At 65.9% G+C, this 25,969-nt stretch carries 20 protein-coding genes and 2 pseudogenes; 14 read left to right on the top strand and 8 right to left on the bottom strand.

The annotated features are described in order from the left end of the window. The first annotated feature begins 149 nt into the window (after nucleotides 1-149). Nucleotides 150-2,633 carry a hypothetical protein gene (locus tag RH90_RS01575; RefSeq protein ID WP_010183455.1) on the top strand — a complete coding sequence of 828 codons (2,484 nt, stop codon included), beginning with the start codon at nucleotides 150-152 and terminating at the stop codon, nucleotides 2,631-2,633. 225 nt (nucleotides 2,634-2,858) lie between these two features. Here RH90_RS01575 and RH90_RS01580 read toward each other — a convergent pair whose 3' ends face one another. Both RH90_RS01580 and RH90_RS24175 read right to left on the bottom strand, forming a co-directional pair. Next, on the bottom strand, nucleotides 2,859-5,471 hold the full coding sequence (locus RH90_RS01580) for a M1 family metallopeptidase (RefSeq protein ID WP_198283380.1): 2,613 nt from the start codon (nucleotides 5,469-5,471) through the stop codon (nucleotides 2,859-2,861). A gap of 164 nt (nucleotides 5,472-5,635) precedes the next feature. Beyond that, nucleotides 5,636-5,786: pseudogene (locus RH90_RS24175) on the bottom strand (integrase); the annotation flags it as partial. Nucleotides 5,787-5,882: 96 nt separating this feature from the next. On the opposite strand from RH90_RS24175, the gene RH90_RS01585 reads away from it, so the two are divergent. From RH90_RS01585 to RH90_RS01600, 4 genes are all read left to right on the top strand, one after another. Next, nucleotides 5,883-6,518: an ROK family protein gene (locus RH90_RS01585; RefSeq protein ID WP_081476854.1), complete on the top strand. Its 636-nt coding sequence runs from the start codon at nucleotides 5,883-5,885 to the stop codon at nucleotides 6,516-6,518. Further along, the gene (locus tag RH90_RS01590; protein ID WP_010183459.1) at nucleotides 6,515-8,029 is read left to right on the top strand and encodes a tryptophan halogenase family protein; all 1,515 of its coding nucleotides are present in this window, start codon (nucleotides 6,515-6,517) and stop codon (nucleotides 8,027-8,029) included. Before RH90_RS01585 ends, RH90_RS01590 begins: the two co-directional genes overlap by 4 nt. A 110-nt stretch (nucleotides 8,030-8,139) precedes the next feature. Then, nucleotides 8,140-10,680, top strand: coding sequence for a TonB-dependent receptor (locus RH90_RS01595; protein WP_010183461.1), 2,541 nt, complete (start codon nucleotides 8,140-8,142; stop codon nucleotides 10,678-10,680). A gap of 66 nt (nucleotides 10,681-10,746) precedes the next feature. Beyond that, complete coding sequence (locus RH90_RS01600) at nucleotides 10,747-11,769, top strand: LacI family DNA-binding transcriptional regulator (protein WP_010183462.1); 1,023 nt, start codon at nucleotides 10,747-10,749, stop codon at nucleotides 11,767-11,769. Between the two features lie 18 nt (nucleotides 11,770-11,787). On the opposite strand, the gene RH90_RS01605 is transcribed toward RH90_RS01600, so the two are convergent. Both RH90_RS01605 and RH90_RS01610 read right to left on the bottom strand, forming a co-directional pair. Next, on the bottom strand, nucleotides 11,788-12,891 hold the full coding sequence (locus RH90_RS01605) for a glycoside hydrolase family 68 protein (RefSeq protein ID WP_010183463.1): 1,104 nt from the start codon (nucleotides 12,889-12,891) through the stop codon (nucleotides 11,788-11,790). A 39-nt stretch (nucleotides 12,892-12,930) separates the two neighbouring features. Beyond that, nucleotides 12,931-14,274, bottom strand: a pseudogene (locus RH90_RS01610) (MFS transporter). Nucleotides 14,275-14,575: 301 nt separating this feature from the next. On the opposite strand from RH90_RS01610, the gene RH90_RS01615 reads away from it, so the two are divergent. Beyond that, entirely contained in the window at nucleotides 14,576-14,956 is a 381-nt protein-coding gene (locus RH90_RS01615) for a low molecular weight protein tyrosine phosphatase family protein (RefSeq protein ID WP_010183465.1), read from the top strand. Nucleotides 14,957-15,033: 77 nt separating this feature from the next. Here the strand turns inward: RH90_RS01615 and RH90_RS01620 are convergent, their stop codons facing one another. The 4 genes from RH90_RS01620 to RH90_RS01630 all read right to left on the bottom strand — a co-directional run bounded on the left by RH90_RS01620 (nucleotide 15,034) and on the right by RH90_RS01630 (nucleotide 18,009). Then, nucleotides 15,034-15,336 carry a hypothetical protein gene (locus RH90_RS01620; RefSeq protein ID WP_010183467.1) on the bottom strand — a complete coding sequence of 101 codons (303 nt, stop codon included), beginning with the start codon at nucleotides 15,334-15,336 and terminating at the stop codon, nucleotides 15,034-15,036. Between the two features lie 326 nt (nucleotides 15,337-15,662). Then, on the bottom strand, nucleotides 15,663-15,785 hold the full coding sequence (locus tag RH90_RS24580; protein ID WP_269724290.1) for a hypothetical protein: 123 nt from the start codon (nucleotides 15,783-15,785) through the stop codon (nucleotides 15,663-15,665). A 62-nt stretch (nucleotides 15,786-15,847) separates the two neighbouring features. Beyond that, a complete protein-coding gene (locus tag RH90_RS01625; protein WP_029624955.1) occupies nucleotides 15,848-16,639 on the bottom strand; it encodes a sulfite exporter TauE/SafE family protein in 792 nt (263 codons plus the stop codon). Further along, nucleotides 16,636-18,009: an ATP-grasp domain-containing protein gene (locus RH90_RS01630; RefSeq protein ID WP_037492986.1), complete on the bottom strand. Its 1,374-nt coding sequence runs from the start codon at nucleotides 18,007-18,009 to the stop codon at nucleotides 16,636-16,638. The genes RH90_RS01625 and RH90_RS01630 overlap by 4 nt, the downstream gene beginning before the upstream one ends. Nucleotides 18,010-18,298: 289 nt before the next feature. Between RH90_RS01630 and RH90_RS23270 the strand changes: the two genes are divergently transcribed. The 8 genes from RH90_RS23270 (at nucleotide 18,299) to RH90_RS01670 (ending at nucleotide 25,821) form a co-directional block, all read left to right on the top strand. Beyond that, on the top strand, nucleotides 18,299-18,439 hold the full coding sequence (locus tag RH90_RS23270) for a hypothetical protein (RefSeq protein WP_157134498.1): 141 nt from the start codon (nucleotides 18,299-18,301) through the stop codon (nucleotides 18,437-18,439). Further along, entirely contained in the window at nucleotides 18,436-19,836 is a 1,401-nt protein-coding gene (chrA, locus tag RH90_RS01640) for a chromate efflux transporter (protein WP_010183471.1), read from the top strand. The genes RH90_RS23270 and chrA overlap by 4 nt, the downstream gene beginning before the upstream one ends. 299 nt (nucleotides 19,837-20,135) lie before the next feature. Then, nucleotides 20,136-21,479: an FAD/NAD(P)-binding protein gene (locus RH90_RS01645; RefSeq protein ID WP_029624957.1), complete on the top strand. Its 1,344-nt coding sequence runs from the start codon at nucleotides 20,136-20,138 to the stop codon at nucleotides 21,477-21,479. 226 nt (nucleotides 21,480-21,705) lie between these two features. After that, entirely contained in the window at nucleotides 21,706-21,933 is a 228-nt protein-coding gene (locus RH90_RS01650; RefSeq protein WP_010183473.1) for a hypothetical protein, read from the top strand. A gap of 277 nt (nucleotides 21,934-22,210) precedes the next feature. Beyond that, entirely contained in the window at nucleotides 22,211-23,119 is a 909-nt protein-coding gene (locus RH90_RS01655; RefSeq protein ID WP_010183474.1) for a fatty acid desaturase, read from the top strand. Then, a complete protein-coding gene (locus RH90_RS01660) occupies nucleotides 23,116-23,925 on the top strand; it encodes a phosphate/phosphite/phosphonate ABC transporter substrate-binding protein (RefSeq protein WP_010183475.1) in 810 nt (269 codons plus the stop codon). Before RH90_RS01655 ends, RH90_RS01660 begins: the two co-directional genes overlap by 4 nt. Nucleotides 23,926-24,025: 100 nt before the next feature. Beyond that, on the top strand, nucleotides 24,026-25,030 hold the full coding sequence (gene epsC / locus RH90_RS01665) for a serine O-acetyltransferase EpsC (protein ID WP_010183476.1): 1,005 nt from the start codon (nucleotides 24,026-24,028) through the stop codon (nucleotides 25,028-25,030). After that, nucleotides 25,027-25,821, top strand: coding sequence for a gamma-glutamyl-gamma-aminobutyrate hydrolase family protein (locus RH90_RS01670; protein ID WP_010183477.1), 795 nt, complete (start codon nucleotides 25,027-25,029; stop codon nucleotides 25,819-25,821). The genes epsC and RH90_RS01670 overlap by 4 nt, the downstream gene beginning before the upstream one ends. The last annotated feature ends 148 nt before the right edge of the window (nucleotides 25,822-25,969 follow it).

Below are 25,969 nucleotides of genomic sequence, written 5' to 3' on the forward strand. Positions count from 1 at the left end.
CCTTTGATGACCGTCATTGCCATATTCTTGTACTTTCGGACCGTTATCGAACTTCGCAACGATTACGGGGACATGCAGTGCGGACAACGGGTAACAGCGCGCTAGCAGTAATTGTCGTATTCACCGGGACATCCGCTGGCGCCACAGCCTTGACGCAAGGCGACCCACCTACGTCGGACTCTTCTGACAACGGCACGGACATCATCGTTCACGGCCGCCACGTCCGCGGAAGCGCGGTTGGCTCGATCGAACCGATCGCGGTGCTGGACGAGAACGCGCTTAAAGGCTTGGGGGTGACGACGATCAAGGACGTCCTAGCGCGGCTCAAGGGGATCGCCACGTCGGCTGCGGGTGGAGAGCCCGCGCTCCTGCTGAACGGACGGCGCGTGTCGGGCGTGGAGGACCTCTACAGCCTTCCGTTTGAAGCGATCGAGCGGACGGAGATTTTGTCGGAGCAGGACGCCGCGCGGTTGGGCTTCCCGTCAACTGTGCGAGTGATGAACTTCATCACCAAGAAGCATTTCCGTGCGCTGTCGGTCCAGGGAACAGCCGGCACGACCACTGAAGGTGGTGGCGGCACGCACTATGCCGAACTTAATGCGACGCGGATCAATGACGGCCGCCGCTTGTCGCTAACTGGATCGTACACGCATCAGGACAACATCCTGCAGAGCAGCCGGTCGATCCTTCCTGATCCCGCCGTGCCGTTCGCGCTTCAGGGCAACGTCACGCGCATCGGAGGCGGCAGCATCGATCCCGCGCTCGACGCACTTGCCGGCCGCGCAGTGACGATCGCGGCGGTTCCGCCCGACGCGCAGGCGCGCCGTAACCTCTCCAGCTATGCGGCGGCGGGGCAGGCGATCACCGACATCGGACCCTATCGAACGCTCCAGCCGAGGACTGACCAACTACGGTTCGACGGCACGCTCGCAGTGCCGATCAAGACGATCGATCTGTCGTTTAACCTCTCGGCGCAGCAGAACTGGACGGCCGGGTCGAACGGCTTGGCGGCGGCCGCGATCACGGTTCCAGCGGGCCCGCCGGCTTTGCCGTTCACGACGCCTGTGCTCGTCAATCGCTATCTGCCGGGTATCATCCTGCGACAGCAGGGGCAGGCATCGACGCTGCACGGCGGTATGACCGCGCAGGGCGGCATCGGGCGCTGGGCGTGGAACGCGTCCGCGCGCTATGATCGCGTCGTCAATCGCAGCGCATCCGAGACCGGGGTGCCGACCGACGCGCTTCAGGCTGCAATCGCAGCCGGCGGCGATCCGCTCCAGCCGCTCGGATCGGCAGAGGCGGCACAGCGGCTGGTCCAACGCAGCCGGACCCGCACCGATACGGTCGCGACGCACGGCGGCGTGAATGGGCCGCTGGTCCGGCTGCCGGCCGGCGACGCGCTCGTCACGGTCACAACCGACTTTAGCCGTTCCGCCAGCGCGCTAAGCAGCGGCGGCGGACAGAATGCCGATCAGCCGTTCGCGCGATCGATAACCAGCGCTAGCGCCGCGATCGATCTGCCGATCGCCTCGGCGAATCAGAACGTTCTCGCCTTCGCCGGGCAATTGGGGGTGAATGCTTCGGCTGGCGTTTCGGCCGTGTCGGGCTACGGCCGTCTGGCAAACAGCACCGTCGGTTTCGACTGGACGCCGACCCGACCAGTGCAATTGAGCGGTTCGATCATCCGGACGCGAACCGCGCCGGCGATCAACTTGCTCGTGGATCCTCTGCTCACCGTGCCGAATGTGCCGGTGTTCGACTATGTCACGGGCAGCAGCGCGCTAGTTTCGACGCTCAACGGCGGCAACCCCACGCTCGCGCCCGAGCAGCGGCGGGTCAGCACGCTCAGCGTCCAGCTGCAGCCTTTCCGGAAGAAGGAATTCCGGTTGACGCTCGACTTGGTGAACACGCGCATCGAGGGGCAGAGCGCGTCACTCGGCAACGTCACCGCGCCATTCCAGGCCGCCTTTCCAGCGCTCTTCAGCCGGGACTTGCAAGGCAATCTCTTCAGCGTCGACCTGCGGCCGGTTAATCTTGCACGTGAAAGCGAACGCAAGCTCCACTGGTCACTAAGCGGCAACGCGCAAATCGGTCCCACGCCGCCTGCACCGCCGCAGTCGCCGCTCGCGGCCAAGGCGGCGCCCCCGCCGCCCCCGCCGCCGCCCCGGCTCAACGTCTATGTGTTTCTCAGCGGCAACTACCGGTTCAGCGATCGGCTTGAACTGAGCGGTGGCCAGCCGGTGCTCGACCTGCTCAACGGAGCGAGCCTGACCGGGAGTGGCGGGAGACCCCGCTGGGATGTCGATGGCACGATCGGCGGCTCCTACGGGGCGGTGAATGCCGGCATCTATAGCCAGCTGCAGGGATCGACACGCATTCGCAGCGATGTCGCCACCTCGGACCTGCGGTTTTCGAGTCGAACGTTGCTGCTTTATTATACGAACATCGAAATTGAGAAACTCTGGAAGCAGCCTTGGGCGAAGCGGCTTTCCCTCAATTTCGCCATTGAGAACCTGCTCGACAACCGCATCGCGGTCCGCGACCGTGACAGCGGGACACCCAACCGCTTTCAAGGCGCATACCTTGACCCGGCGGGTCGAACGGTCCGGCTCGGGGTGCGAAAGCTCTTCTGATCGTTCTGGACCCGCGTTCGCCTTGAACACGCGCCACTTCGGCTGTCAGTTGGATTGCAGGGGAAGTGAGCGACAGGCGTTGCAATTACCAGCTGTCGCCATTCTCAACACAAACCTTTGATGAAAAACGGTCGTCCGGTCGCAAATGTCGGGCGACGTGGAAGATTAATGAATGTCGGAAGTTTGGAAGCCTGGAAAGGCCGTCGAGTGGCCAGTTGTGGGTCGTCATTCGCTTGAAGAGGCTCTCCCTTCGAATGTCGCGGCTCTGATGCGGACGGTCAGAGCCAGTTCGTCGCGCGCCGTCAGGACTTTGCGGCGAACGTCGATCGGCAAGGCGGGGTGCGCATCGAGAAACCCCTCAACCACCTGGAGTGCCGCAGGATCGCGCTGGCCGCCGACGAATGCGTCGATCCAGGCAGGCAGGAAGAAGATCCGCCGGTTCTGGCGGATCCACTCCAGCCGGTCGAGCGCAGGGCGGAGGAATGGCAGGGTAAGAGCTGCCTCCTCGATCGTGTTGAACGCGCCAAGGCTTTCGCTTGCCCATGCTTCGTTGAGCGCGGCATCGTCGAAGTAACGGCTGAAGTAGGAAGCCTTGACCGAACGGTCGGGCGTGGCGGCGTAGGCGACGAAAGCGTCCTTCACCGCCTCGCTCGATCGATCGAGCCGCTGCTCGGCGGCGAACAGCGTCGCGGCGTCGGGCGCGCCAACGCCGATCAGGCGGTGGACGATCGCCCAGCGCGTCGGCTGGCGGATCGCGGCACCGACCAATGTTGCGCGGCCAGCGAGAAGGTCGCGCAACCGGGCGAGAGCAAGTGGCGTTCGTCCAGTCGCGATCAAACGATCGAGCGCATCCTTGCGCAGGCCGTAGCCAAGGGTGGGGTCGTCGATGCGGGCGAGCAGCGCCTGTTCCCAGTCGGGCCGCAGCGGTGCGGACTCGCCGTCGGGCAGGTAGACGTCGAGCGCAGTCGCGCCACGCGACAGGATCGTGCGCGAGATTTGCTCGTCGATTTCGCCGGGCAGGTGGTCGAGCACCATCGCGATGTAACGCATCGGGGCGAAGCGGACGTCGCGGACCGTGTCCCACACCGCGCTCCACAGCAGCGCGCGCAGCAGGGAGTCCTTCACCGTGCCGACGTTCTTGACGATCCAGGTGACGGTGCGGTCGTCGGGCAGAAACAGGCCATATCCCTGATCGTCGTCATTCGGCCAGACATAGTCCGGGACGGCGAGCCCCGCCGCCCCCGCGACGATGGCCTTGGCGCCGTCGAACGCGGCGTCGAGCACGACGTCCGCCCGGTCCCGATAGCCCAGCCGCACCCGGACCTTCATCGGCCATGCGCCGCCGCGGTCGCCGGGAAGTGATCGCACCGGTCGCTGGACGAGTGTCAGCGAACCGATCCTGTCGCCGGTCACCTCGAGCTGCGTATCGACACGCGGAAGGCCGGCGCGCAGCATATACTGGCTGCCGAAGGCGGTCAGATCGACCCCCGACGCGCGACCGACCGCGCCAAGCAAGTCCTGCCAGGTCGCGTTGCCATAAGCGTGGTCGGTCAGGAAGCGGTTGAGGCCGCGGCGGAACCCCGTCTCGCCGACCAGGAAAGCGAGCTGCTTGATGACCGCTGGTGCCTTGTTGTAGACGATCGGGCCGTAATTGCCCTTTGCGGCATCGAGATTTTCAAGCGGCTGCCACAGCGCCTGTGTGCCGCTGGTCGCATCGGCCCGATACGCGGGCGTCTTGGTCGATAGCAAGAAGGTGGTCCAGGCGTTGCTGTCGGGCTGAAGCTCGGCCTGGATGCGCGCGGCCATGTAGGTCGAGAAACCCTCCTTCAGCCACAGGTCGTCGAACCAGCGCATCGTGACATCGTCGCCAAACCATTGATGGCTGATCTCGTGATAGATCGTGGCGTCGCGGCCGACCCGCTGCGGCAGCGTCGGGGGTTCGCGGAAGATGAAGCGATCCTCGTTGTAGAAGACCGCGCCCACATGCTCCATGCCGCCGAACGGGAAGGCCGGCGCGAGCAGCAGGTCGAGCTTGGCGAAGGGGAAGGGGACACCGAACCAGTCGCCGAGCCAGCGTACGGCAGCGCGGTTGGTCGCGATCTGCGCCTCGGCGTCAACCTCGGCACGGCGCGAGGTCCGCGCGTACAGGTTGATCGGCCGCTCCCCCGCTGGTGCCGACGTCCAGTGCGTCCAGGGCCCGGCGGCAAAGGCGGCGAGATAGGTGGGTATCGGCTCGGTTTCAGCAAAGCGCCAACGCGTGACGCCGGTCGCCGGCTGTTGCGTGTCGAGCGGGCCGTTGGCGATCACCGTCCACGCTGGTGGCGCTGTCAGCGTCCAGCGAAACCGCGCCTTCAGATCGGGCTGGTCGAAACACGGGAACAGCAGGTTGGCGTCGGAGGGGACAAGTAACGTATAGAGATAGGTCTGACCGTCCTTGTCGTCGTGATAGCGGATGATTGCCGCCCCCGATGCCGCGATCGGCGTTGCAAACCGCGCGGCGACCACGTTGGCGCCGGTCTTCAAGAGCGCTGCGGGCAGGACGAGATGGCCGTCGACCCGCACTGTGGTGGACAGCGGGCGATCGTTGACGGTCAGATCGGCCAGCACCGGTCCGCGAAAGTCTAAGACCAGATCACCGCCGTTCTGCACCCGATCGAAGCGTATCGTGACGGTGCCCGTTGCGGTGTCCGCCGCGGTCAGGTCGAGCGACAGGTCGTAGTGGATCGCCGAGATCTGCGCCGCGCGCCGCCGCGCGAGTTCGATCGAAATGCCCCGACCGATGTCGCCATCCGCCGCCATGCCGGCGGCGAGGGCTTTTCCCGGGGTCCAAAGCCCCATTGGGGCGAGCATCGCCGCGCGTAAAAGTGTGCGGCGCGTGTCGATGAAATCCAGTTCGGCCCCCTGTCGCGGTTGAGCGGCGATCCTAAGGCCATAGCGCGCCGCCTGTCGATTGATCGGACTGTCCCTTCTCCACCCCACCGTTGCTTCGCAACTGAGTCGGCTCAGACCGCAGTGCGTTCGGCCAGTTCCAAAGCGTCCTCCCCGTCAACGCCCAAGTAGCGGACCGTGCTGTCGATCTTGGCATGACCGAGAAGGATCTGAACGGCGGAGATTGCCAGTCGCCTTGTAGATGATCGATGCTTTCGTGCGCCGGCCCGGCGAGCGCGCATGACTGGCTTGCTCCCGAAAGCGAATTGCCCGTATTACGATTGCAATCGTTTGTAGAGGCGAATTGCGGGGGAAGAGGGCATGCGGTTGCATATGGGATTGCTGGTCGCTGGCGTCGCCGTGGCGCTCGCCGGAACCCGGGCAGAGGCCAAGGTGATTGCGCCCGCCGGCGCGCGCGTGTTCCGTCTGGACGGGGCGGGGGTCACCTATGCGCAGGGCGCCGACGTCGCGGTGTATGTCACGGTCGGCACCGGCATCGGCGGCGGTGCGATCGTCGCGGGACGGCCCGTCCACGGGCTGCGCGACCTCGAAATGGGGCATATGCTGCCACGACGCCACCCGGATGACCGGGACTTCGCTGGCATCTGTCCGTTCCACGGCGATTGCCTCGAAGGGTTGGCGAGCGGCCCGGCGATCCTCGCGCGCTGGGGCATGTCGCTGTCCGAGCTACCGCCGCGGGATCGCGGGCCGGAGATCATCGCCGATTATCTCGCGCAACTGGTGGTCGCGCAGCAAGCGATCGTGTCGCCGCAGCGCATCGTGTTCGGCGGTGGCGTGCTGGCGACGCCGGGGTTGCTCGATCGCGTCCGCGCGCGCGCCGAAGCGCTGGCCGCAGGCTATTTCGGGAACGCTGGCGGGCTGATCGTCGCGCCGGGGCTGGGCGAGCGCGCAGGGCTGCTCGGGGCGCTCGCGCTGGCGCAGCGGGTGCTGCAATGACCGCAGCGCCCGAGCCGATCCGCTCGATCCTGATCGTCGGTGGTGGGACCGCCGGCTGGATGACCGCCGCGGCGCTGGCGCATGCCTTGCCGCGCGGCTGTGCGATCACCTTGGTCGAATCCGAGGAGATTGGCACGGTCGGCGTGGGCGAGGCGACGATCCCACCGATCCGGCTGTTCAACCAGACGCTCGGCATCGACGAAGCCGAATTCCTGCGCGAGACCGGCGGGACCTTCAAGCTCGGCATCGAATTCGTCGACTGGGGGCGCGTCGGCCAACGCTATTTCCATCCGTTCGGCACGCACGGCAAACCCTTCGATCTCGTCGCCGTCCACCAGCACTGGCTGGCGGCGCGCGCGGACGGCTGCACGGTCGCGTTCGATGATCTGGCGATGGCGTGGGGTGCCGCCCGGCGCGGCCGGTTCGCGGCACCGATGGCCGATCCGCGCCATGTCGGCTCGACCTTCGATTACGCCTATCATTTCGATGCCGGCCGCTATGCGGCTTTCCTGCGCCGCTACGCCGAGCAGCGCGGGGTCACGCGGGTCGAGGGCAGGGCGGTCGACGTGGCGCGCGATGGCGAGACCGGTCTGGTCGATACGGTGACGCTCGCCGACGGGCGGACGCTGGCGGCCGATCTGTTCGTGGATTGCTCGGGCTTTCGCGGGCTGTTGATCGAGGGCGCGCTCGCCGCCGGGTACGAGACCTGGAACCAGTGGCTGCCGTGCGACCGCGCGGTCGCGGTGCCGTGCGCGTCGGTCGGGCCGCCATTACCCTATACGCGCTCCACCGCCGATGCCGCCGGATGGCGCTGGCGCATCCCGCTGCAGCACCGCACCGGCAACGGCTATGTCTATCGCGGCAGCGACATATCCGATGACGAGGCGGCGGCGACGCTGCTCGCCAAGCTCGATGGCGAGGCGCTCGCCGAACCACGCTTCCTGCGCTTCACCACCGGGCGACGGCGCAGCTTCTGGTCCCGCAACGTCGTCGCGATCGGCCTGTCGAGCGGCTTCATGGAGCCGCTCGAATCGACCAGCATCCACCTCATTCAGGCGGGTATCGCCAAGCTGATCGCGCTGTTCCCCGATCGCGGTTTCGACCCCGCACTCATCGCCGAATACAATCGCATCGCCACGACCGAGTTCGAGCGGATCCGCGACTTCCTGATCCTGCACTACAAGCTCACCGAGCGGCGCGACACGCCGCTGTGGCGCGACTGCGCGGCGATGGCGGTGCCCGAGACGCTGCGGCTCAAGCTCGATCATTTCCGCCGCTCGGGACGCCATGTCGCGCGCGAGATGGACCTGTTCGGCGAGGCGAGCTGGACCGCGGTGCATCTCGGCCAGGGCAACTTTCCCGAGGGGCGTGATCCGCTGCTCGGCTATGCGCCCGACGCGGCGGCGAGCCGCGTCTTCGTCGAGCGGCTGGCGGGGGCGATCGGGACCGCCGCCGAGAGCATGCCCCCGCACGACCAGTACCTCGCGCATTTGCTTTCCCGGTTACACTGACTCGCCACCACAATCGATTGCAAGAATCCTGTTGCAATCGATTGTAGGCGGGATTATCGGGCGATTGAGAACACGCCGATGAGCGTGCCGAAATAAGTGGGAGGAATGCGATGAAGGCGACCCTGTATCTGTGCGCGTCGGTGAGTGCGATAGCCGTGGCAATGCCGGCGGCGGCGCAGACCACGACCGCCGATCCGCTTGCAACCGCCCAGACGACGACCGCGACAGGCAACGACACCTCGGCCGACCAGGCCGCTGCGCAGGCCACGCTCGACGCCGGCAAGGACATCGTCGTCACCGCCGCCAGCCCCGGCCGCTCGCGCTTCCGCAGCTCGATCTCGGTGTCGCAGCTGAGCCAGGACGCGGTCCGCGATTTCACGCCGCGCTCGGAGGCCGAAGTGCTGCGCGCGATCCCCGGCATCCAGCCGCAGGACACCGCCGGCCCCGGCGGCAATTCGAACATCGGCGTGCGCGGTATCCCCGTCTCGACCGGCGGCTCGGAATATGTCGCGCTGCAGGAAGACGGGCTCCCCGTCACGCTGTTCGGCGACATGAACTTCGGCAACAACGACTATTGGCTCCGCTTCGACAACAATGTCGAACGCGTCGAGGCGGTGCGCGGCGGATCGGCCTCGACCTTCGCGAGCCAGGCGCCGGGCGCGGTGATCAACTATATCAGCAAGACCGGCGACAAGCCGGGCGGCGAGATCGGCATCAGCGAAGGCCTGTCGATCCGCGAGACGCGGATCGACGGCGATTACGGCGGCCGCCTGTCGGACAGCCTGCGCTATCATGTCGGCGGCTATTTCCGCACCGGCAGCGGCGGCGACCATGTCGATTACGACATTCTGCGCGGCTATCAGATCAAGGGCAACATCACCAAGGATCTGGCGGGCGACCGCGGCTTCATCCGCATCTCGGTCAAGCGGCTCGACGAGCATGCGCCGACCAACACCGTCCAGCCCTCGATCGCCAAAATCGACGGCAAGAACGTCAGCGATTTCCAACCGCTGCCGACCTTCGACGCGCGCACCGGATCGACCTATTCGATCTACAACCGCAGCTTTCAGTACCTGACCAATGACGGCCAAGTGCGCAACGCGAACGTCGAAGGCATCCATCCGCGCGTCTTCTCGATCGGCGGGCAGATCCATTACAAGGCGACCGACTGGCTGACGATCGACAACAATTTCCGCTACAGCGACATCAGCGGCAACTTTACTACGCAGTTCCTCAATGTCGCCCCGACCAGCAGCATCCTCGGCAGCACGGTCAATGGCGGCGTGGTCGGATCGTTGCGCTATGCGGCGGGCCCCAAGGCGGGCCAGACCTTCACGGGCCCGTACGTCAACAACAATCCGAACATCAACGTGTTCATGCGCGACATGGGGTCGATCGCCAACAACCTGTCGCTGGCGGCGAAGCAGAACGGGCTCGGCGGCACCTTCACCGCGACCGCCGGCTGGTTCCACATGAGCCAGAACATCTCGCAGGAATGGCACGTCAACCCGCAGATCAGCGAGCTCAACGGGCGCAACGAAGTGCCGCTCGACCTGTTCTCGACCACTGGGCGCCAGCTTTCGGTCGCGGGGCAGACCGGCTTCAACAGCAATTGGGGCACGTGCTGCGCGCGCGACGTCAATCTGACCTATACCGACGACGCCCCCTTCCTTAACCTCGCCTATAGCGGCCACGGGCTCGACCTCGACGGCTCGGTGCGGTTCGATCGCGTGTCGGGCGTCGGCACCGCGCTCGGCGGCGTGACCGGCCCGACCGTCACCGTCACCGACGCGCTCGGCAGCGCGGCGCTGCCGTCGCTGGTGGCGGGCGGCCCGGTCGAGCGGATCAATTATCTCAAATCTTATACGAGCTGGTCCCTGGGCGCGCTGTACGAGGTCGGCGCCAATACCAGCGTGTTCGCGCGTGCCAGCCGCGGCGGTCGCTTCAACGGCGACCGCCGCGTGCTCGGTGGCAATTTCAATGCCGACGGCTCGCTCAACGCGCAGGGACAAAGCACTGCGATCAACTTCCTTGAGCAGCAGGAGATCGGGCTCAAGCAGCGCGGCGGCTTCAGCGGCGGGAGCTATTCGTTCGAGCTGACCGGCTTCCATTCGAAGCTGACCGAGGTCAATTACGACTTCACGCGGATCAACAATCCTGCGCCGAACAACAATCCCAATCTGTCGAACGGCTATCGCGCCTACGGCGTCGAGTTCACCGGCAATGTCTCGTCGGGGCGATTCCGTCTGACCGCCGACCTGACCTACACCGCCGCCAAGATCACCAGCAGCCTGAGCGATCCGATTACCGCGGGCAACCGCCCGTCGGGAATCCCGCAATTCCAATACAATATCCAGCCGTCCTATGACGCCGGCCTGTTCGCGATCGGCGCGAGCGTCGATGGCCAGACCAACGTCGCGAGCGACAATTTCAACACTTATTTCATCGCCGGATCGACCTTCGTGAACGGCTTCATCAAGGTCCGGCCGGTCGATCGGCTCGAACTCGGCGTCAACGTCAACAATTTGTTCAACACGTTGGGATATCGCACCGGTGGGCTCGGCTTCACGATCACTCCGACGAGCGGTCTGTTCCAGAATTCGGCGGTCTATGGCCGGATCGTCACCGCCTCGGCGCGGTTCCGGTTCTGAGCGTCTGGTCGATCAGCGGCACGATCGCTTGACAGGCACGGGTCGCTCCCAACAGGTAGCGACCCGATGACCGATTCCGATATTCCGGTGCCCCGCGTACGCACCATTGCCGATCTCGCGCGGCTCGCCGGTGTTTCGACGGGCACGGTGTCGCGCGCGCTGGCGGGCAAGTCGCTGGTCAACACCGAAACGCGCGAGCGCATCCAGGCGCTCGCGACCGAACACGGCTTCCGCCCCAACCAGATGGCGAGCCGGCTGCGGACGCAGCGCACCGGCGCGATCGGCGTGGTGGTGCCGCTCGGCCACGAACGCCGCCAGCATCTGTCCGACCCGTTCTTCATGGCGATCCTCGGCCATCTCGCCGACGCGCTGACCGAGCAGGGCTATGATTTGATGCTGTCGCGCATCATCCCCGATGCCGAGGATTGGCTCGAGCGGATCGTCGAATCGGGCATGCTCGACGGCGTGCTGCTGATCGGCCAGTCGGACCAGCTCGAGACGATCGAGCGCGTCGCGCGGCGTTATCGGCCGATGGTGGTGTGGGGCGCACATCGCGAGGGGCAGGCACATTGCGCGGTCGGCGTCGACAACCGGCTCGGCGCGCGCCTCGCGGGGGAACATCTCATCGCGCGCGGATGCCGCAAGCTGGCGTTCATGGGCGAGATTCGCACGCTCGAGCTGGTCGAGCGCTTCCACGGGCTGACCGACGCGACGCGCGCCGCCGGTCTGCCCGATCCGCTGCAGCTCGACACGCATCTCGCGTCGGACATCATGGCCGAGGAGATTGGCGGCCATCTCGACCGCGCGCTCGGCAGCTTCGACGGGATCGCCGCTGCCTCCGACGTGATCGCGATGCGCGCGGTTCGCGCGTTGATCGAGCGGGGGGTTTCGGTGCCCGACATGATGCCCGTCACCGGGTTCGACGATCTGCCGCTCGCCGAGCAGGTCGCGCCGCGCCTGACGACGGTCCGGCAGGATCTCGTGCTCGGTGCGCGCCATATGGTCGACGCGCTGTTCGCGCGAATGGCGGGCGAGGATGTGCCATCGGTGCAGATGGTGCCCGAGCTGATCCTGCGCGAGACCGCCTGATCGCGCGCGCGGCGCACCTCAGCCGATCGTCACCGCATCACCGTCGAAACGCAGCTGGAAGAACGGCGCCGCCACGCCGCCGAACCGGGCGCGCCGCGCCTCGGGGGTCGCGGCGTGCGGATCGTCAGATCCGGGATAATCGATGAAGCTCGCGACATCGCCTTCTGCTGTCACCCACCAGCAATAGGCCTGGAACGGCGCCTGCTCGGGGTTGCCCGCGACCAGACCGGTGCCGTTCACCGGCCGGTACGGGCCGAGCAACTGATCCGCGACCATGCCATAGAGGCCGGTCGGTGCGACGAGACCCTCGGCGAAGCGCCGACCCTGGGTCGACCAGAACAGATAATAACGCCCGTTGCGCACGATGACATGCGCGCGCTCGAGCTCGCTGTTGACGTCGGGCGCCTCGAGCAGCGGCGGCAGCAGCGTCCACTGAGCGGCATCGCGCCGGGCAATTCCGATCACGCCGGTCTTTCCGTCGGTGACAGCGGAACCGGTGAACAGCAGATATTCCTGCCCATCGGCGGGATCGCGGACATACCCCGGATCGCGAAATCCGAGGATCCCGCCATCGACCGGCGCATCCTGATCCGCGCAAGCATACCAATGCCCGTCCGCCACGACCGTCTCGACCGGCGTGCTCCAATCGTCGCAGCGCGCGCTATCGGGATCGATGACGAGCCGCCCGCGAATTGCATAGAGCCGCTGCGCGAAGCGCGGGCCGCCCTGGCGGTCGCCGGCGGCGGTGAAATAGAGCGTCAGCGTCTCGCCGTCGGGCGCCAGTCGCGCAGAGCCTGACCATTCGCGGCTCCCCGGCGTCGCACCGTCGGGCAAAGCGGAGCCGTGGTCACGCCAGCCATCGCCGCCGTGGCTGAGCAGATGGATGCGCGCGTGGTCGTGCCGCAATTCGGGATCGCCCGCGCGCGGGACGGCGAGGAAAAACCAATAGGTCCGGCCGTGGCGCGCCAGCGTCGCGCCCGTGGCATCTTCGATCTGCCACATGTCCCACAGATCGAGCCCGGCAACCACCGGGCCGATCGCCGCCTCGCGCAGCACGTGCAGCCGCGCATCCTCGGCGCCGATCGCAGCGACCGCCGTACGCGTCCAGATACTCGTAACCATCGCCTTCGCCTCGTCTCTCAATCCGGTATTTCGCATTGCTTACGAATGCCGCGTTGCGCCAACCTGCAGGTCTTCGGTGTTCCGCGCGCGCACCCACCACACCGACGCCGCCGCGGCGAACAACAGGCAGCCGCACAGCGTCAGCACGTTGCGCGGATCGCCGCCGAGCAGCGGCCCGTAGTACAGTGGCATGGTGATCGCGATCAGCAGCATCGGGATGACGATCATCATGTTGAAGATGCCCATATAGACTCCGGTGCGCTCGGGCGGGATCGATCCGGCGAGGATCACGTACGGATTGCCCATCATGCTCGCTCAGCCGATCCCGATGCCGATCGCGGGGACGAACAGCCAGGCCGTCTGCGTGACGTGCGGCAGCCACAGCATGCCGATTCCGGCGAGCACGAGGCAGGCGGCATGCAGCGCCGCCGCCCCGATCTTGCGCGCGATCGGCACGAGGGCGAAGGCGGCGAGGAAGGCGACGCCATTGTACCAAGCCGCCATCTCGCCATTGGTCAGCACCGCCGAATGGAAGCCCGAGCTGTTCGGGTCGGCGGTCTGGAACACCGACCGTCCGATCGAGAAGATCACATAATTCCAATAGGCTTGCATGGCATACCATTGGAACAGGCTCATCAGCGCGAGCTTGCGCATCGCGACCGGCATGTCGCGGATCGCCGCGGCGATCTCGCGCAGCGCCGCGCCGAGCCCGCCGGGTTCGGAAGCGATCCGCGCGCGCTCGGCGGCGTCCAGCGGCAGCTCGGGGACACTGCGCACGGAATAGAGGATCGTCGCGAGCGACAGCACCGCCCCGGTCAGGAACGCGATGCGGGCGGTATACGGGATGTGATGCGCATCGACCCAATCCTGGTTCATGCCCGCTGCGACCAGCAGCGTCGGGGTCAGGAAGGCGAGCATCTGCGCGAGCCCGGTGAAAGCCGACTGGGTGAGGAAGCCGATCTCGTGCTGATCCTCCGGCAGGCGGTCGGATACATAGGCGCGGTAGGGCTCCATCGTGATGTTGTTGCCCGCGTCGAGGATCCACAACAGCGACACCGCCATCGCCAGCGATGCGGAAAAAGGCATCAGCAGCAGTCCGGCCGAGCACAACACAGCGCCCGCGATGAAATACGGCGTGCGCCGCCCGAAGCGCGACGTCGTGCGATCCGACAAGGCGCCGATCAGCGGCTGGACGAGCAGACCCGTCATCGGCCCTGCCAATTGCAGCAGCGGCAGCGATGCCTCCGATGCGCCGAGATAGCTGTAAATCGGCGCCATATTGCCCTGTTGCAGCCCAAAGCTGAACTGGAGCCCTAGGAAGCCGAGGTTCATCTGGATGATACGGACCATGCTCAGGCGAGGCTTGTCATTCGCGGCACGCATCGGGATATCCTCTCTCCACATGCCGTTGAAACAGCGTCTGTGCAGCCCTCGTACCGTGACCACAGCGGCATGACAACAATCGATTGCAGCGAAGTGTGAGGGGCTGCCGGCGCCGATGGTCAGAATGCGTCTTTCCCTGTTTGCCTAACGACTACCCTTGGGGTGACTATCGGCCGGACGTCGCGGATTCGCGCATTCCTGTCAAAAACAACACGGAATATCACGGCCTGAGGTCGCTCGCGGGGCAATACCACGCGGCAGCCATGGATACAGAAACGAGCCATCACTGGCTGATGGCGGCTTGAGCGCGCGCGTCCGAACGGTCCTGTTTGTTTGTAGCCAGAACAAGCTGCGAAGCCCTACCGCCGAGCAGGTGTTCTCGCGTCGAAAAGATCTCGAGGTAGACTCCGCCGGGACCAACCATGATGCCGAGAACCCGCTCACGGCTGAACTGGTCAGCTGGGCGGACCTGATCTTCGTTATGGAGAAGACGCATCGGAGCAAGCTGCAGCGTCATTTTCGGGCAGCTCTGGCAGGCAAGCGCGTGATTTGCCTCGATGTGCCGGACAATTTTGCGTTCATGCAGCCGGAGCTGGTCCGGCTGCTCGAGACGAAGGTGAGCAGGCACCTCCCCGCACGCGCCATGGCAACCGAGAAGCGGTTAAAACCGGAACATGAATGAGCGGCGGTTTTCGGGAAGCAGGCAGGCCGGTCCGAGTATCGCCTATTGGGTCGTATCCCCTCAACTCGACGATCGAACTATTTAGCCCGGCCGGCCTTCTCGTCCGCCATCCGCTTCTCGAACAAGGCCGCATAGGTTTCAGCATAAATTCGGCAGGCTTTGCTGTCGATAAACGGATTAGGGATTCGCGATACCCCCAGCTTGCGCGCTTTCACATCGCCGTCGGACTGCCCGGGGTGCGGCGTCAGGAGGATGTTGCACGGCAGCGCGCGTAAGGGGGCAAAGCTGCGGCGGAAGGCGTCGGCTTCTTCGGGATGCCCTGTGTAGCGATAGCCTGGTCCGGCGATCGGGTTGAAGCTGGAGGCAAAGACCGTGTCCAAACACCGACCGCCTTCGCAGGATCGCCACGTCCAACCCATGCTGCCGGGGGTGGCCCGTGCGAGGGCACGGACGCTACGCCGGTTGCGCGACGTCGGGCTCGAACCGTGGATCGACCCGGCGACGGGGTTGTTCGTCTGGGCGCGATTGCCCGGCGGCGGCGCTCGCGCGGACCGCGCTGGACGAGGATATCGTGCTCGCGCCGGGAAACGTGTCGAGTACGAGCGGAACCTGGGGAGACTATCTGCGCTTAAACGTTGTGACGAGCGACGACGACCGCGTCAGCGCATTTCTGGAGATTGCCGTCGGCAGCTGAGCCGCGACGGCGTTACGACAGCTTCGGGCGATACGTACGGCTGCGTGCGTCGATCGCCGCCTGCCACACGCGCAGCACGTTACCGCTCCATAGCGCCTCGATGTGCGCGGGTGATCCACGATAGGCCTCACTCATTTTGGATCGATATTTGGACGCTGTGTAGCCCGCGTTCTCAGCCGCTGTGCGGGCGGCGCGGATCAGAACCTCGGAAAGGTCGGAATCGGTGCGAAGATGAGCGCCAGCAGGCCGAACAGCGCGATCGCGACCAGCGCGCCGCCGACGCCGACGATCAGCGTCCTGGGGGCAAGCCGTTTGACGAGATAGGCGCCGATCGGTGCAGCGACCACGCCGCCGATGACCAGACCCGTTGCGGCGATCGTCACCGACTGCAGGCCAAGCGTCCCGATAAACGCCGCGAGCACGGTGACAGTGACAAAAAACTCTGCCGCATTGGCGGTCCCGATCACCGAGCGTGGGTTCGCGCCTTGCGACAGCAGATTGCCGGTCACGATCGGCCCCCAACCGCCGCCGCCCGATGCGTCGAGCATCCCGCCGAGGAACCCGACCGTTCCGACCAGGCGCGTCCGGCGGAACGTCTGCGGACGGCGCGGACCGCGCCAGAGGAGATAGGATCCGACCGCGGCGAGATAGACCAGCACCACCGGGCGCATCAGCGCGATCCCGACATGGGTGAAGATCCACACCCCGATAAAGCCACCCGCGATGCCGGGGATCACCAGCCGGCCGAACAGCGACCAGTCGACATTGCGCTGAAGCGCGTGGCTGAGCCCCGAAATCCCGCTGGTGAAACTCTCCGCGGTGCGAACCGCAGCCGAAGCAGCCGGGCCGGGCAGGCCGAGCGCGACGAGCAGGCTGTTCGTCATCACGCCGAACCCCATGCCCACCGTACCGTCCACCACCTGCGCCAGGAACCCGATCGCGACGAACGGCGCGAGATCGCGCCAGGAGATCGCGCTGAAATCGATCATGCGCGCGGTCCTCCATGTTGGGGCCGGGCGGCGCCGCGAAGGCGTCCGATCGGCGCGGTGAGCAGGAAGACGATCGGGAACAGCAGGGCGAGCATCGACAGGACACCGCTGATGGCGGGGCCAGCCCCCGCCAGCCACGGCAGTACCGCCGCCCAGATCGACACGGCCAGCGTGATCAGCAAGGCGCGCTCCTGCTCGGTCTCGTCGAAGGCGGCGAGCGGGGTGGTGATCCTCCCCGCAAACAACGTCCGCAGCCCCAGGGTGGTGCTGCTCTTGCGGTCGATAAAGGCCGGCGGAACCGCCGACTGCGCCATCGCGCGAAGTCCCACCGCGATCAGGCGCGCGCCGACCGAACCGGCGAAGCGCCGGTAGGTGGGGCTCCTGTCGCTGATCGTGCGAAGACCGCTGCGGCCCCCGAACACCAAAGCGACCAGCGCGTCATTCTCGCCGGTGACGGGTGCTGTCATGGCCGACGCTTGGGTGGAGACGATCCATTCGAGGATGCTCGACGGCACGTCCACGCCGCACGCCCGCTCGAGCCCCTGGAACCCGGGTGCCGAGTTCGCCTCGCAAATGCGATAGCCCGTTTCATCGAACAGAATGTCGATGCCGGTCACGTCGAGGCCGAGCGTATCCGCCGCCTGGACCGCCAGCTCGGCCATTTCCCGCGGCGGGTTATAAGCGATCCCGACCCCGCCGAGCGACACGTTCGACTTGAACCCGCCGGTGAGCGATCGCCGTTCCATCGCCGCGACGACCCGGCCGCCGACCACGAGGACGCGGACGTCGCGCCCGTGGCTGGCGCGGATGTAATGCTGCATCACGAAATCGGCTTGCGCCTCGGCGCTTTCCAGCAGCCCTGCCAGATCCTCGAACTGGCTGCGGTTTTCGCATTTGAGCACCCCGGTTCCGCGCGTCCCCTTCAGCGTCTTGACGATCACGGGGAAGCCCAGTTCGCGCTCGACCAACTCGATATCCACCGGGAACTTGCCGAGGATTGTTCGCGGGACCGGCAGCCCTGCCCGCACCAAGGCCTGCAGACTGTGCAACTTGTCCGCGACGAGTTCGATCGCAACCGGGCCATTCACCAGACGAATGTTGCGGCGTTCGAAATGGCGGAGCAGCGCCAGGGTGAAATAATCGGTCTCGGCACCGCTGCGACAGAGGACGAAATCGGGTCGCGCGATCGGGCTCCCCTGATACTTCACCGCCCAATCCTCATCCGCGCCGACGACCAGATCGAAATGGTGCGGGTGGAGGATCTGCAGATCGAGTCCCATGGCCGCGGCGGCTTCCTGAAAACGGAAGATTTCGGGCACTTCGGGCAACGCCGGGTCAAGCGCGCGATGAAACAGGATCCAGCCCAGCATTGTCGCGGTTCCTTCGATAGCGATCGTCGAATGCGGCGGCTCCGCCGGTTGCCGTGCGACCACAAGCTGCCGATCGTCTTGTCGGTCGCGGTCGCGATTGGCAACCGGGATGGGCGGTGGTGCCCGTCTCGTCAGCCGGAGCGGGGCATGGCGCTGTTCGCCGGGGGCTGCTTTCAGGGCGGAGTTGACACCGGCGCCGGTGCATTGCTCAATACGCCGATGGGGCCAGCGATCTCCCCGTGAGGCGACAGCCGAAGCATCGCGTCCTTGCTGTACCGGAGGGCGCTTCATGCCCGCGATCGATGCCATCGCTCCCGAGAAACGCGACGCCGGGCGACTGCTGGATCGCTGGTGCCGCGACGCGACTGGCGAGACGCATCATTGGGTTTCGCATCACCTCAAGGCGGCACGCCCCAAGGTCTCGGCATGAGCACACTGGCGGACGGCACAGCCGCACCGATGCCGCGCCCCGCGCCGGTGACGCTTCGGCAAGCCTTCTGGGTGTGGCTGCGGATTGCGGCGCTGTCGTTCGGCGGACCCGCCGGTCAGATCGCGGTGATGCACCGCATCCTGGTCGAGGAGAAACGCTGGATCGGCGAGCATCGGTTTCTCCACGCGCTCAATTATTGCATGCTGTTGCCGGGGCCGGAGGCGCAGCAGCTCGCGACCTATATCGGCTGGCTGCTGCACCGGGCCCGCGGCGGGATCGTCGCGGGGACGCTGTTCGTGCTGCCGGGGGCGGTGTCGATCATGGCGCTCAGCTGGATCTATGTGCTGTACGGGCAGGTCGGGATGGTCGCGGGGCTGTTCTTCGGGCTGAAATGCGCGGTCCTCGCGGTCGTGTCGCAGGCGGTGGTGCGGATCGGGAGCCGCGCGCTGCGCAACGGCGTGATGCGCGCGCTCGCGGCCACCGCGTTCGGGCTGATCTTCGTTCTGGGCGTGCCGTTCCCGCTGATCGTGCTGGGCGCGGGGCTGGTCGGGTATTTTGGCGGCCACGCCGACATGCCGGCTTTCCGGATCGGCGGGGGGCATGCGTCGGGCAAGGTTGCGGTCGTCGCGGATGACGATACGCTGCTCGGCGCGGCCTTGCCGGCGCATGCCAACCCCACGATCCGCCAGTCGGTGCAGCAGGCCGGGATGTGGCTCGTGCTGTGGCTGGCACCCGTCGCCGCGTTGCTGGTGCTGCTGGGGCAAGGCAGCGTCTTCACCCAGATCGCGACCTTCTTCTCGACCATGGCGGTCGTCACCTTCGGCGGCGCCTATGCCGTGCTCGCTTACGTCGCGCAGCAGGCGGTCGAGCAGTATCACTGGCTCACTGCGCGCGAGATGCTCGACGGGCTCGGCATGGCCGAGACGACACCCGGGCCGCTGATCATGGTGCTCCAGTTCGTCGGGTTCCTCGGCGCGTATCGCCACCCGGGGATGTTGTCGCCGCTGCTGGCCGGGACGCTGGGCGGTTTGCTGGCGACCTGGGTGACGTTCGTGCCGTGCTTTTTGTGGATCTTTCTCGGTGCGCCGTTCATCGAACGGATGCGTGGCAACGTGGCGCTGTCGGGCGCGCTGTCCGCGATCACCGCAGCGGTGGTCGGCGTGGTGCTCAACCTGGCGGTGTGGTTCGCGATTCATACGCTCTTTCGGACCGTGCGGCCGTTTACGGCGGGGCCGGTCCGGATCGACCTGCCCGTGCTGGCGAGCGTCGACCCCTGGGCGCTCGGGATCGCGGCTGCCGCGATCGTTGCGATGTTCCGGCTGAAGCTCGGCATCTTCGCGACGCTCGGGGCTGCATCGGTGGTGGGGATCGTGCTGCAGGTGAGTGGTGCCCGGTGACCGGGATTGTGACAGAGCTTTTATGCGGGGATGCACCTTTTGGCCCAGCCGACGTTCGGCGGCGTCGGAGCGGGCGATCCTTCTGGAATGGGTGCCACTGATCGCGCTGTGACGCGTTGGAAACCGGCACGCCAGTACGTTCGTTCCGATCTGCATGCGATCTCCGGATTTCCGGTCGCGACGCGATCGGATTTGCCTGCTAGGGATATAATCTATCGCAATGATAGGAATTGGATGCGGCAAATGGTCGTTAGGGATCGGCTCCCTCTTCTCGTGGCTTTCATGGCGTATCGCATCTCGTGATTGATCATGTCGCAATCGTTGGGGCCGGGTTTTCCGGCTCGCTCATGGCGATCAACCTCGTTCGCCATGATGGCCCGCGTGCGACGCTGATCGATCGATTGGCGGAACCCGGGACCGGGCTGGCGTACGGGGCGGCCCATCCCGAGCATCTGCTCAACGTTCGTGCCTCGAACATGAGCGCGTTTCCCGACGATCCGGATCATTTCGTGCGCTGGCTTGATGCGCAAGGTATCGGCGCGGCCGCCGACGCCTTTGTGCCGCGCCTTGTCTATGGCGACTATCTGCGCGCGTTGCTCGAGCACGCCGTAAGGCAGTCGCCCGGGCGCCTTACGGTTCTGCGCGGCGACGCATGCGACATCACGGAGGACGCAAAGAGCATTCGGCTGGCGAACGGCGATCGAGTGAATGCCGATGCAGCTGTACTCGCTCTCGGGAACCTGCCGCCGCACCCGCCGAGCGGGGTCGTCGTCGCGGCAATCGGTCAAAATCGGTATGTTGGCAATTGTTGGAGCTCGGGAGCAACCGACGGCCTGGGGCCCGACGACTCCGTGCTGGTCGTCGGTACCGGTTTGACCATGGTCGATGTCGCCCTGTCGCTGGAGGCGAAAGGGTTTACGGGTCGGATCATCGCCCTGTCCAGAAGAGGGCTCGTACCGCTGGCGCATGCGCCGGGGCCGCCGTGGGTCCGCATCACGGAGCGCCCGACCACGCAGCTGTCACGCCTGACAAGTCAATTGCGCGCGCGGGGCGCTGAAATCGGATGGCGGAATGCGATCGACGAATTGCGCCCGTTTACGCAGGATATGTGGCGCGCAGCATCGGATGAGGACCGCGCGCGTTTCATCCGCCATGCCCGTCCGTGGTGGGACATCCATCGCCATCGGCTTGCCCCACAAGTCGCCAAGCGGATCGCGGCTCTGCGATCGAGTGGCCGACTTCAGGTCTTGGCTGGCAGGATCGCCGGTACCGAAGATGGCGCAAACGGGGTGACGGTGCATTGGACCCCGCGGGGAAAAGACGCTCGCGAGCAACTCCTCGTACAGCGCATCATCAACTGCACCGGGCCACAGGGCGATCTTCTCCAAGCGAACGAACCGATTCTCCAGGCCTTGGTCGCGCGCGGATCGATCCGCGAGGACACGGGGCGGTTGGGGATCGACGTGGACGCCGGGATGCGAACGATCACGGCGCACGGTCGCGTAAATGACCGGCTGTTCGCGCTCGGTCCGATGACGCGCGGAGCATTTTGGGAAATCGTCGCGGTGCCCGACATCCGTACCCAGGCCTGGACGCTGGCCAGACACCTGTCCAACGCGCATTGGGTGACCGAGGGACTCTAGCGGGCCGGGCGACCCGTTGCAGCTTCGCGTGGCGAACTGCGGTCATCAGGACGACGCAAGCGCACGACTGGTTTTCAAGCGCCGATTTGACGCGCCGTGGCCGAAAGAGAAACTTTCAATCCCCACAGGAAAAACTACGAGTTTAACTCCCATCGAATAGTAGAGATTAATCCGGTGGGGGCGAGCGAGATAATGCTCGGCTTCCGTTTCATCACGGAGTTCAGAAATGAAGAAGATCGTTGCCCTGCCGCTTCTCGCCGCTCTGGCATTATCGGTTACCGCCTGCGCTAAGACCGCGCCGAGCGACAATGTTTCGGAAACGACGCTCAACGAGACCATTACCGAAAATGCGAGCGCATCGGACGAGCTTGGCGGCGGCAATGCGGCCAAGGGCAATGTTTCGGATCTCGAAACCACCAGCAACGCAACCGCTGTCACGACCAACGCGCTATGACGGGGTTGGTGAATCTACCCAGTTTTGATGAATCGCCAGGTTGCTCCCTAGCGTAAACTCGCGGCCCGGCACATGTTGCCGGGCCTTTTGTTTGTCCGATCGACGGAGCGAAAATCCGAACGCGTGCGCCGCTCGCCATGTTCGACGCATCTGCTGCTGTTTCGCACTCGGCTTTGAAAAAGCAAATCTTCGCGCCCGCCAAGATGCGCACCGTTGCATATCCTACTAGATCAGTAGATTTTAAAAACTGCTCTTCCTGGCCGAGGATTACCTGTTCATGGCTAAACCGTTCGCCGCTGACGATTCCGGGCTGCGCCGCTCGCCCGACTGGCCGACCTTGGCGGTGACGCTGGCGGTCTATTCAGGCTGGCTCGCCCTCACGTTCTGGCATGGCGCACTCCCGCTGCCTGTTCTGGCTGTGCTGGGCGGCTCGACCTTGGCATGGCACGGCTCGCTCCAGCACGAGACGATTCACGGCCATCCCACCGGCGTGGCGCCGCTTGATCATGCGATCGGCTTCGTGCCGCTCTCGCTCTGGCTGCCCTATGCGCTGTATCGGCGCAGCCATGTCGCACATCACGCAAGCCCGGCCATCACCGATCCGCTGCTCGATCCCGAATCGCGCTATGTCGATCGTGACCACGGACTCGCGTGGCTGGCGGCGCGCGTGCAGACCACGTTGCTCGGCCACATGCTGCTCGGGCCGCCGACCACGATCCTGCGCTTCCTGTTCGCCGAAGCACGCCGGGCAGGCACGGATCCGCTTGTCGTGCTGCGGGATTGGGCGCCGCATCTGGCTGCGGTCGCGCTGGTGGTGGCGTGGCTCGATCATGTCGAGCTCGATCTTGCGACCTATGCGCTGTGCTTCGTCTACCCCGGCATGGCGCTGACCGCCTTGCGCGGGCATGCCGAGCACCGGGCCGAGACGACCACACCGGGACGCGCGGCAACGGTCGAGCAGGGCGGGGTGTTCGGCTTGCTGTTCCTCAACAACAATCTCCATGCGGCGCATCATGAGCGACCCGGGCTCGCCTGGTATCATCTGCCGGCCTATCACCGCCGTAACCGTGCGCGGCTGATCGACCAGGGCGCGATCCTCTATGACGGCTATGGCGACGTGGTGCGGCGCTTCGCATTGCACGGGCACGATCAGCCGCTCCATCCCGCGCATCGCGAACCCGCGTGACGCGGCGCATCGCCTCGCTCGGCATGTACGATCACGGCCCGCAGCAGGCCGCGAACGACAGACTGTGGCGTGAAATCGCGCGCATCCTGCGCGCCCGCGGGATCAGCGGCGTTCCGCTCGACCTCGAGCGGAGCCGCAGTCTGTCGGCCGTGCTGCACGCTCCCGAGCTGTTGTTCGGGCAGGTCTGCGGCTATCCGCTGGTGACCGATACGACCCTTGCGCTGCGCGTGCTTGGCACGCCGGTCTACGAGGTTCCGGGCGCGCAAGGGGGCGTCCACCGCAGCTTTCTGGTCGCGCGGCACGACGATGCCGCGACGCTCGACACGTATCGGGACAGGCGCGCCGCGATCAATGGCTTCGATTCGAACACCGGCATGAATTTGCTGCGCGCCACGATCGCACCGATCGCGGCTGGCGGACGCTTTTTCGCGAGCGTCACCGAGACGGGATCGCACCGCGCGAGCATCGCCGCGATCGTGCGCGGCGATGCCGATATTGCGGCGATCGACAGCGTGACCTTTGCGGCGGTCCAGCGCGACGGGCCCGAAGCCACCGCGGCCCTGCGCATTCTTGCCAGCACCACCGAGTCCGCCACGCCGCCCTTCGTAACGGCGCGGGCCACGCCGATCGAAACCGTGGCTGCCTTGCGTGTCGCCCTGGCGCAGGTCGCCGAAGATCCTGGGCTCGCCGAAACCCGGGCGACGCTCTTCCTGACGGCCATCACGTCTGGCGGGACCGAGCGCTACGCGCCGATCCGCGCGCTCGAAATCGACGCGGTCGTCGCCGGCTACCCGGAATTGCGCTGATCGAACGCGCGGTGATGCCGTCTTTAAATGCCCAAACCATTTCTTCGCATCAATTCCTATCTGCGCCGTGGGATATGGTCGTCGATCGAAGGAGGATCTCATGCCGCTCAGCCCGATGGATACCGCGCCGGACCTCGCCCGGAGCGAACGCGCCGTAACCGAGGCTGCGCTGCCGACGGTAGATATGGTCGCCACGGTGGCCGGATTGCGTACGGTGCGGGATACGTGGCGGCAGCGCCAGACCGGCCGCCACAGCGCCGAGCGCTTCCCCTCGCAAGCCGCCGTGGCGCAGATCGTCGAACATCTCTCGGCTGCGCTGTTTCCGCAGCGGATCGGCGTGTACCGAGGGTCCGAGGCCGCGCTCGACGGCTTCGTCGCGGGGCAATTGCACCGTGCCTTCACCGAGCTGCAGATCCAGATCGCGCGCGAATTCGCTTATTGGCAGGCCGAGGCGGACGAACCGTTCGAGCGCGACCAGGCCGCGACGATTGTCCGGCTGTTCGCCACCACCTTGCCTGCCGTGCGGGAATTGATCGATAGCGATGTAGAGGCGGCCTTCCTCGGCGATCCGGCGGCGCGCAGCGTCGATGAGATCCTGATCTGCTATCCCGGCGCGCTTGCCGTTCTGCATTACCGGCTGGCACACGAACTCTACCAACTCGGCGCGCCAATCGTCGCGCGGATCATTTCCGAAATCGCCAATGCCCGGACCGGGATCGACATACACCCGGGTGCAACGATCGGACCGAGCTTTTTCATCGATCACGGCACCGGCGTGGTGATCGGCGAGACCGCGATCATCGGCGCGCGCGTCCAGCTCTATCAGCACGTCACGCTCGGCGCGCGCAGCCCCCTCGGGACGACTAACGTGCAGCCACGCGGGCGCTACGCGCGTCACCCGATCATCGAGGACGACGTCGTGATCTATGCCGGCGCCACGATCCTCGGCCGCGTGACGATCGGGCGGGGTGCGACGATCGGCGGCAATGTCTGGCTGCTGGAAGATGTCGCGCCCGGCAGTGTCGTTGCGCAGCCGACGGCCGCGATCCTCGCCGGTGACGCCGCGCTCAATCTGCACGAAGTCTTGCGCGGGCGCCCGGCATGAGCGTCTTCGACCGGCGCCGCTTCGAGCCGCGCCCGTGCGCGGCGCGTCCGGTCATCGGGGTGCTGTGCTGCAATGAAGTGTCCGAGCGTCCGATCCAAGCGGTGGCGACCCGTTTCATCGAACCGCTGGTGACTTATGCCGGCGTCACCGTCGTGCTGATCCCGGCGGTCGCCAGCGCGTGCGACGCGATCGCGCTGGCCAGCAGGCTCGACGGGCTGCTGCTGACCGGCTCGCGCTCGAATGTCGCAGGTATGCGCTACGGCGTCGCAGAGGCCGACACTGGCCCGCTCGACGAACAGCGCGATGCGGTAGCGCTAGAGCTTGCCGCGCGGATGATCGAGACGGGGCGCTCGGTGTTCGGCATTTGCCGCGGCTTGCAGGAACTCAACGTGCTGTTCGGCGGGACGCTGACCGATGCAATGCCCGATCATCACCATCGCGGGGCCAGCGGGCCGATCGCTTACGAGGATCTGTTCGACCATCATCACGACGTCGATCTCCTCGCTGGCGGCCTGCTCGCACGCACCACCGATGCGTCGCGATTGACGGTCAATTCGGTGCATCGACAAGGCATCGATCGGCTCGGCGAGGGCTTGCACATCGAGGCCCGCGCTGCAGACGACGGACTGATCGAGGCGTTTTCCGCGCGACCTTGCGGTGGTGACGTGCTCGCGGTGCAATGGCACCCCGAATGGGATGCCGCGCGCATCCCGGCGAGCCGGGCCTTCTTCGGACTCATTGGCGAAACTCTCGGCAATCCCCCGGTTTTGGCGCAGGCGCCGCCAGCGTGAGCGCTGTCAAAAAATGTCATGTAAATAAAAAAGGGTAATCTTATGGGTAACCTCAAGGCAATACTCGCGCTCGCAACATCACCGATTGCGCTCCTTTCCGCTCAGGCCGCAGCAGCGCAGAGCGCACCGATTTCCGTACCCGCCGAGG

The sequence above is a fragment of the Sphingomonas sp. PAMC 26605 genome, from assembly GCF_000241485.1.
Classification (GTDB): Bacteria; Pseudomonadota; Alphaproteobacteria; order Sphingomonadales; family Sphingomonadaceae; genus Sphingomonas.

What these genes read in the sequence shown, in the direction of transcription:
- RH90_RS01625 (WP_029624955.1), bottom strand. Translation starts at nt 16,639, where the DNA reads ATGATCGATTTCAGCGCGATCTCCTGGCGCGATCTCGCGCCGTTCGTC.
- RH90_RS01650 (WP_010183473.1), top strand. Translation starts at nt 21,706, where the DNA reads ATGAAGAAGATCGTTGCCCTGCCGCTTCTCGCCGCTCTGGCATTATCG.
- RH90_RS01605 (WP_010183463.1), bottom strand. Translation starts at nt 12,891, where the DNA reads ATGGTTACGAGTATCTGGACGCGTACGGCGGTCGCTGCGATCGGCGCC.
- RH90_RS01580 (WP_198283380.1), bottom strand. Translation starts at nt 5,471, where the DNA reads ATGGGGCTTTGGACCCCGGGAAAAGCCCTCGCCGCCGGCATGGCGGCG.
- RH90_RS01590 (WP_010183459.1), top strand. Translation starts at nt 6,515, where the DNA reads ATGACCGCAGCGCCCGAGCCGATCCGCTCGATCCTGATCGTCGGTGGT.
- RH90_RS01655 (WP_010183474.1), top strand. Translation starts at nt 22,211, where the DNA reads ATGGCTAAACCGTTCGCCGCTGACGATTCCGGGCTGCGCCGCTCGCCC.
- RH90_RS01630 (WP_037492986.1), bottom strand. Translation starts at nt 18,009, where the DNA reads ATGCTGGGCTGGATCCTGTTTCATCGCGCGCTTGACCCGGCGTTGCCC.
- RH90_RS01595 (WP_010183461.1), top strand. Translation starts at nt 8,140, where the DNA reads ATGAAGGCGACCCTGTATCTGTGCGCGTCGGTGAGTGCGATAGCCGTG.
- chrA (WP_010183471.1), top strand. Translation starts at nt 18,436, where the DNA reads ATGAGCACACTGGCGGACGGCACAGCCGCACCGATGCCGCGCCCCGCG.
- RH90_RS01670 (WP_010183477.1), top strand. Translation starts at nt 25,027, where the DNA reads ATGAGCGTCTTCGACCGGCGCCGCTTCGAGCCGCGCCCGTGCGCGGCG.
- RH90_RS23270 (WP_157134498.1), top strand. Translation starts at nt 18,299, where the DNA reads ATGCCCGCGATCGATGCCATCGCTCCCGAGAAACGCGACGCCGGGCGA.
- RH90_RS01600 (WP_010183462.1), top strand. Translation starts at nt 10,747, where the DNA reads ATGACCGATTCCGATATTCCGGTGCCCCGCGTACGCACCATTGCCGAT.
- RH90_RS01585 (WP_081476854.1), top strand. Translation starts at nt 5,883, where the DNA reads ATGCGGTTGCATATGGGATTGCTGGTCGCTGGCGTCGCCGTGGCGCTC.
- RH90_RS24580 (WP_269724290.1), bottom strand. Translation starts at nt 15,785, where the DNA reads ATGAGTGAGGCCTATCGTGGATCACCCGCGCACATCGAGGCGCTATGG.
- epsC (WP_010183476.1), top strand. Translation starts at nt 24,026, where the DNA reads ATGCCGCTCAGCCCGATGGATACCGCGCCGGACCTCGCCCGGAGCGAA.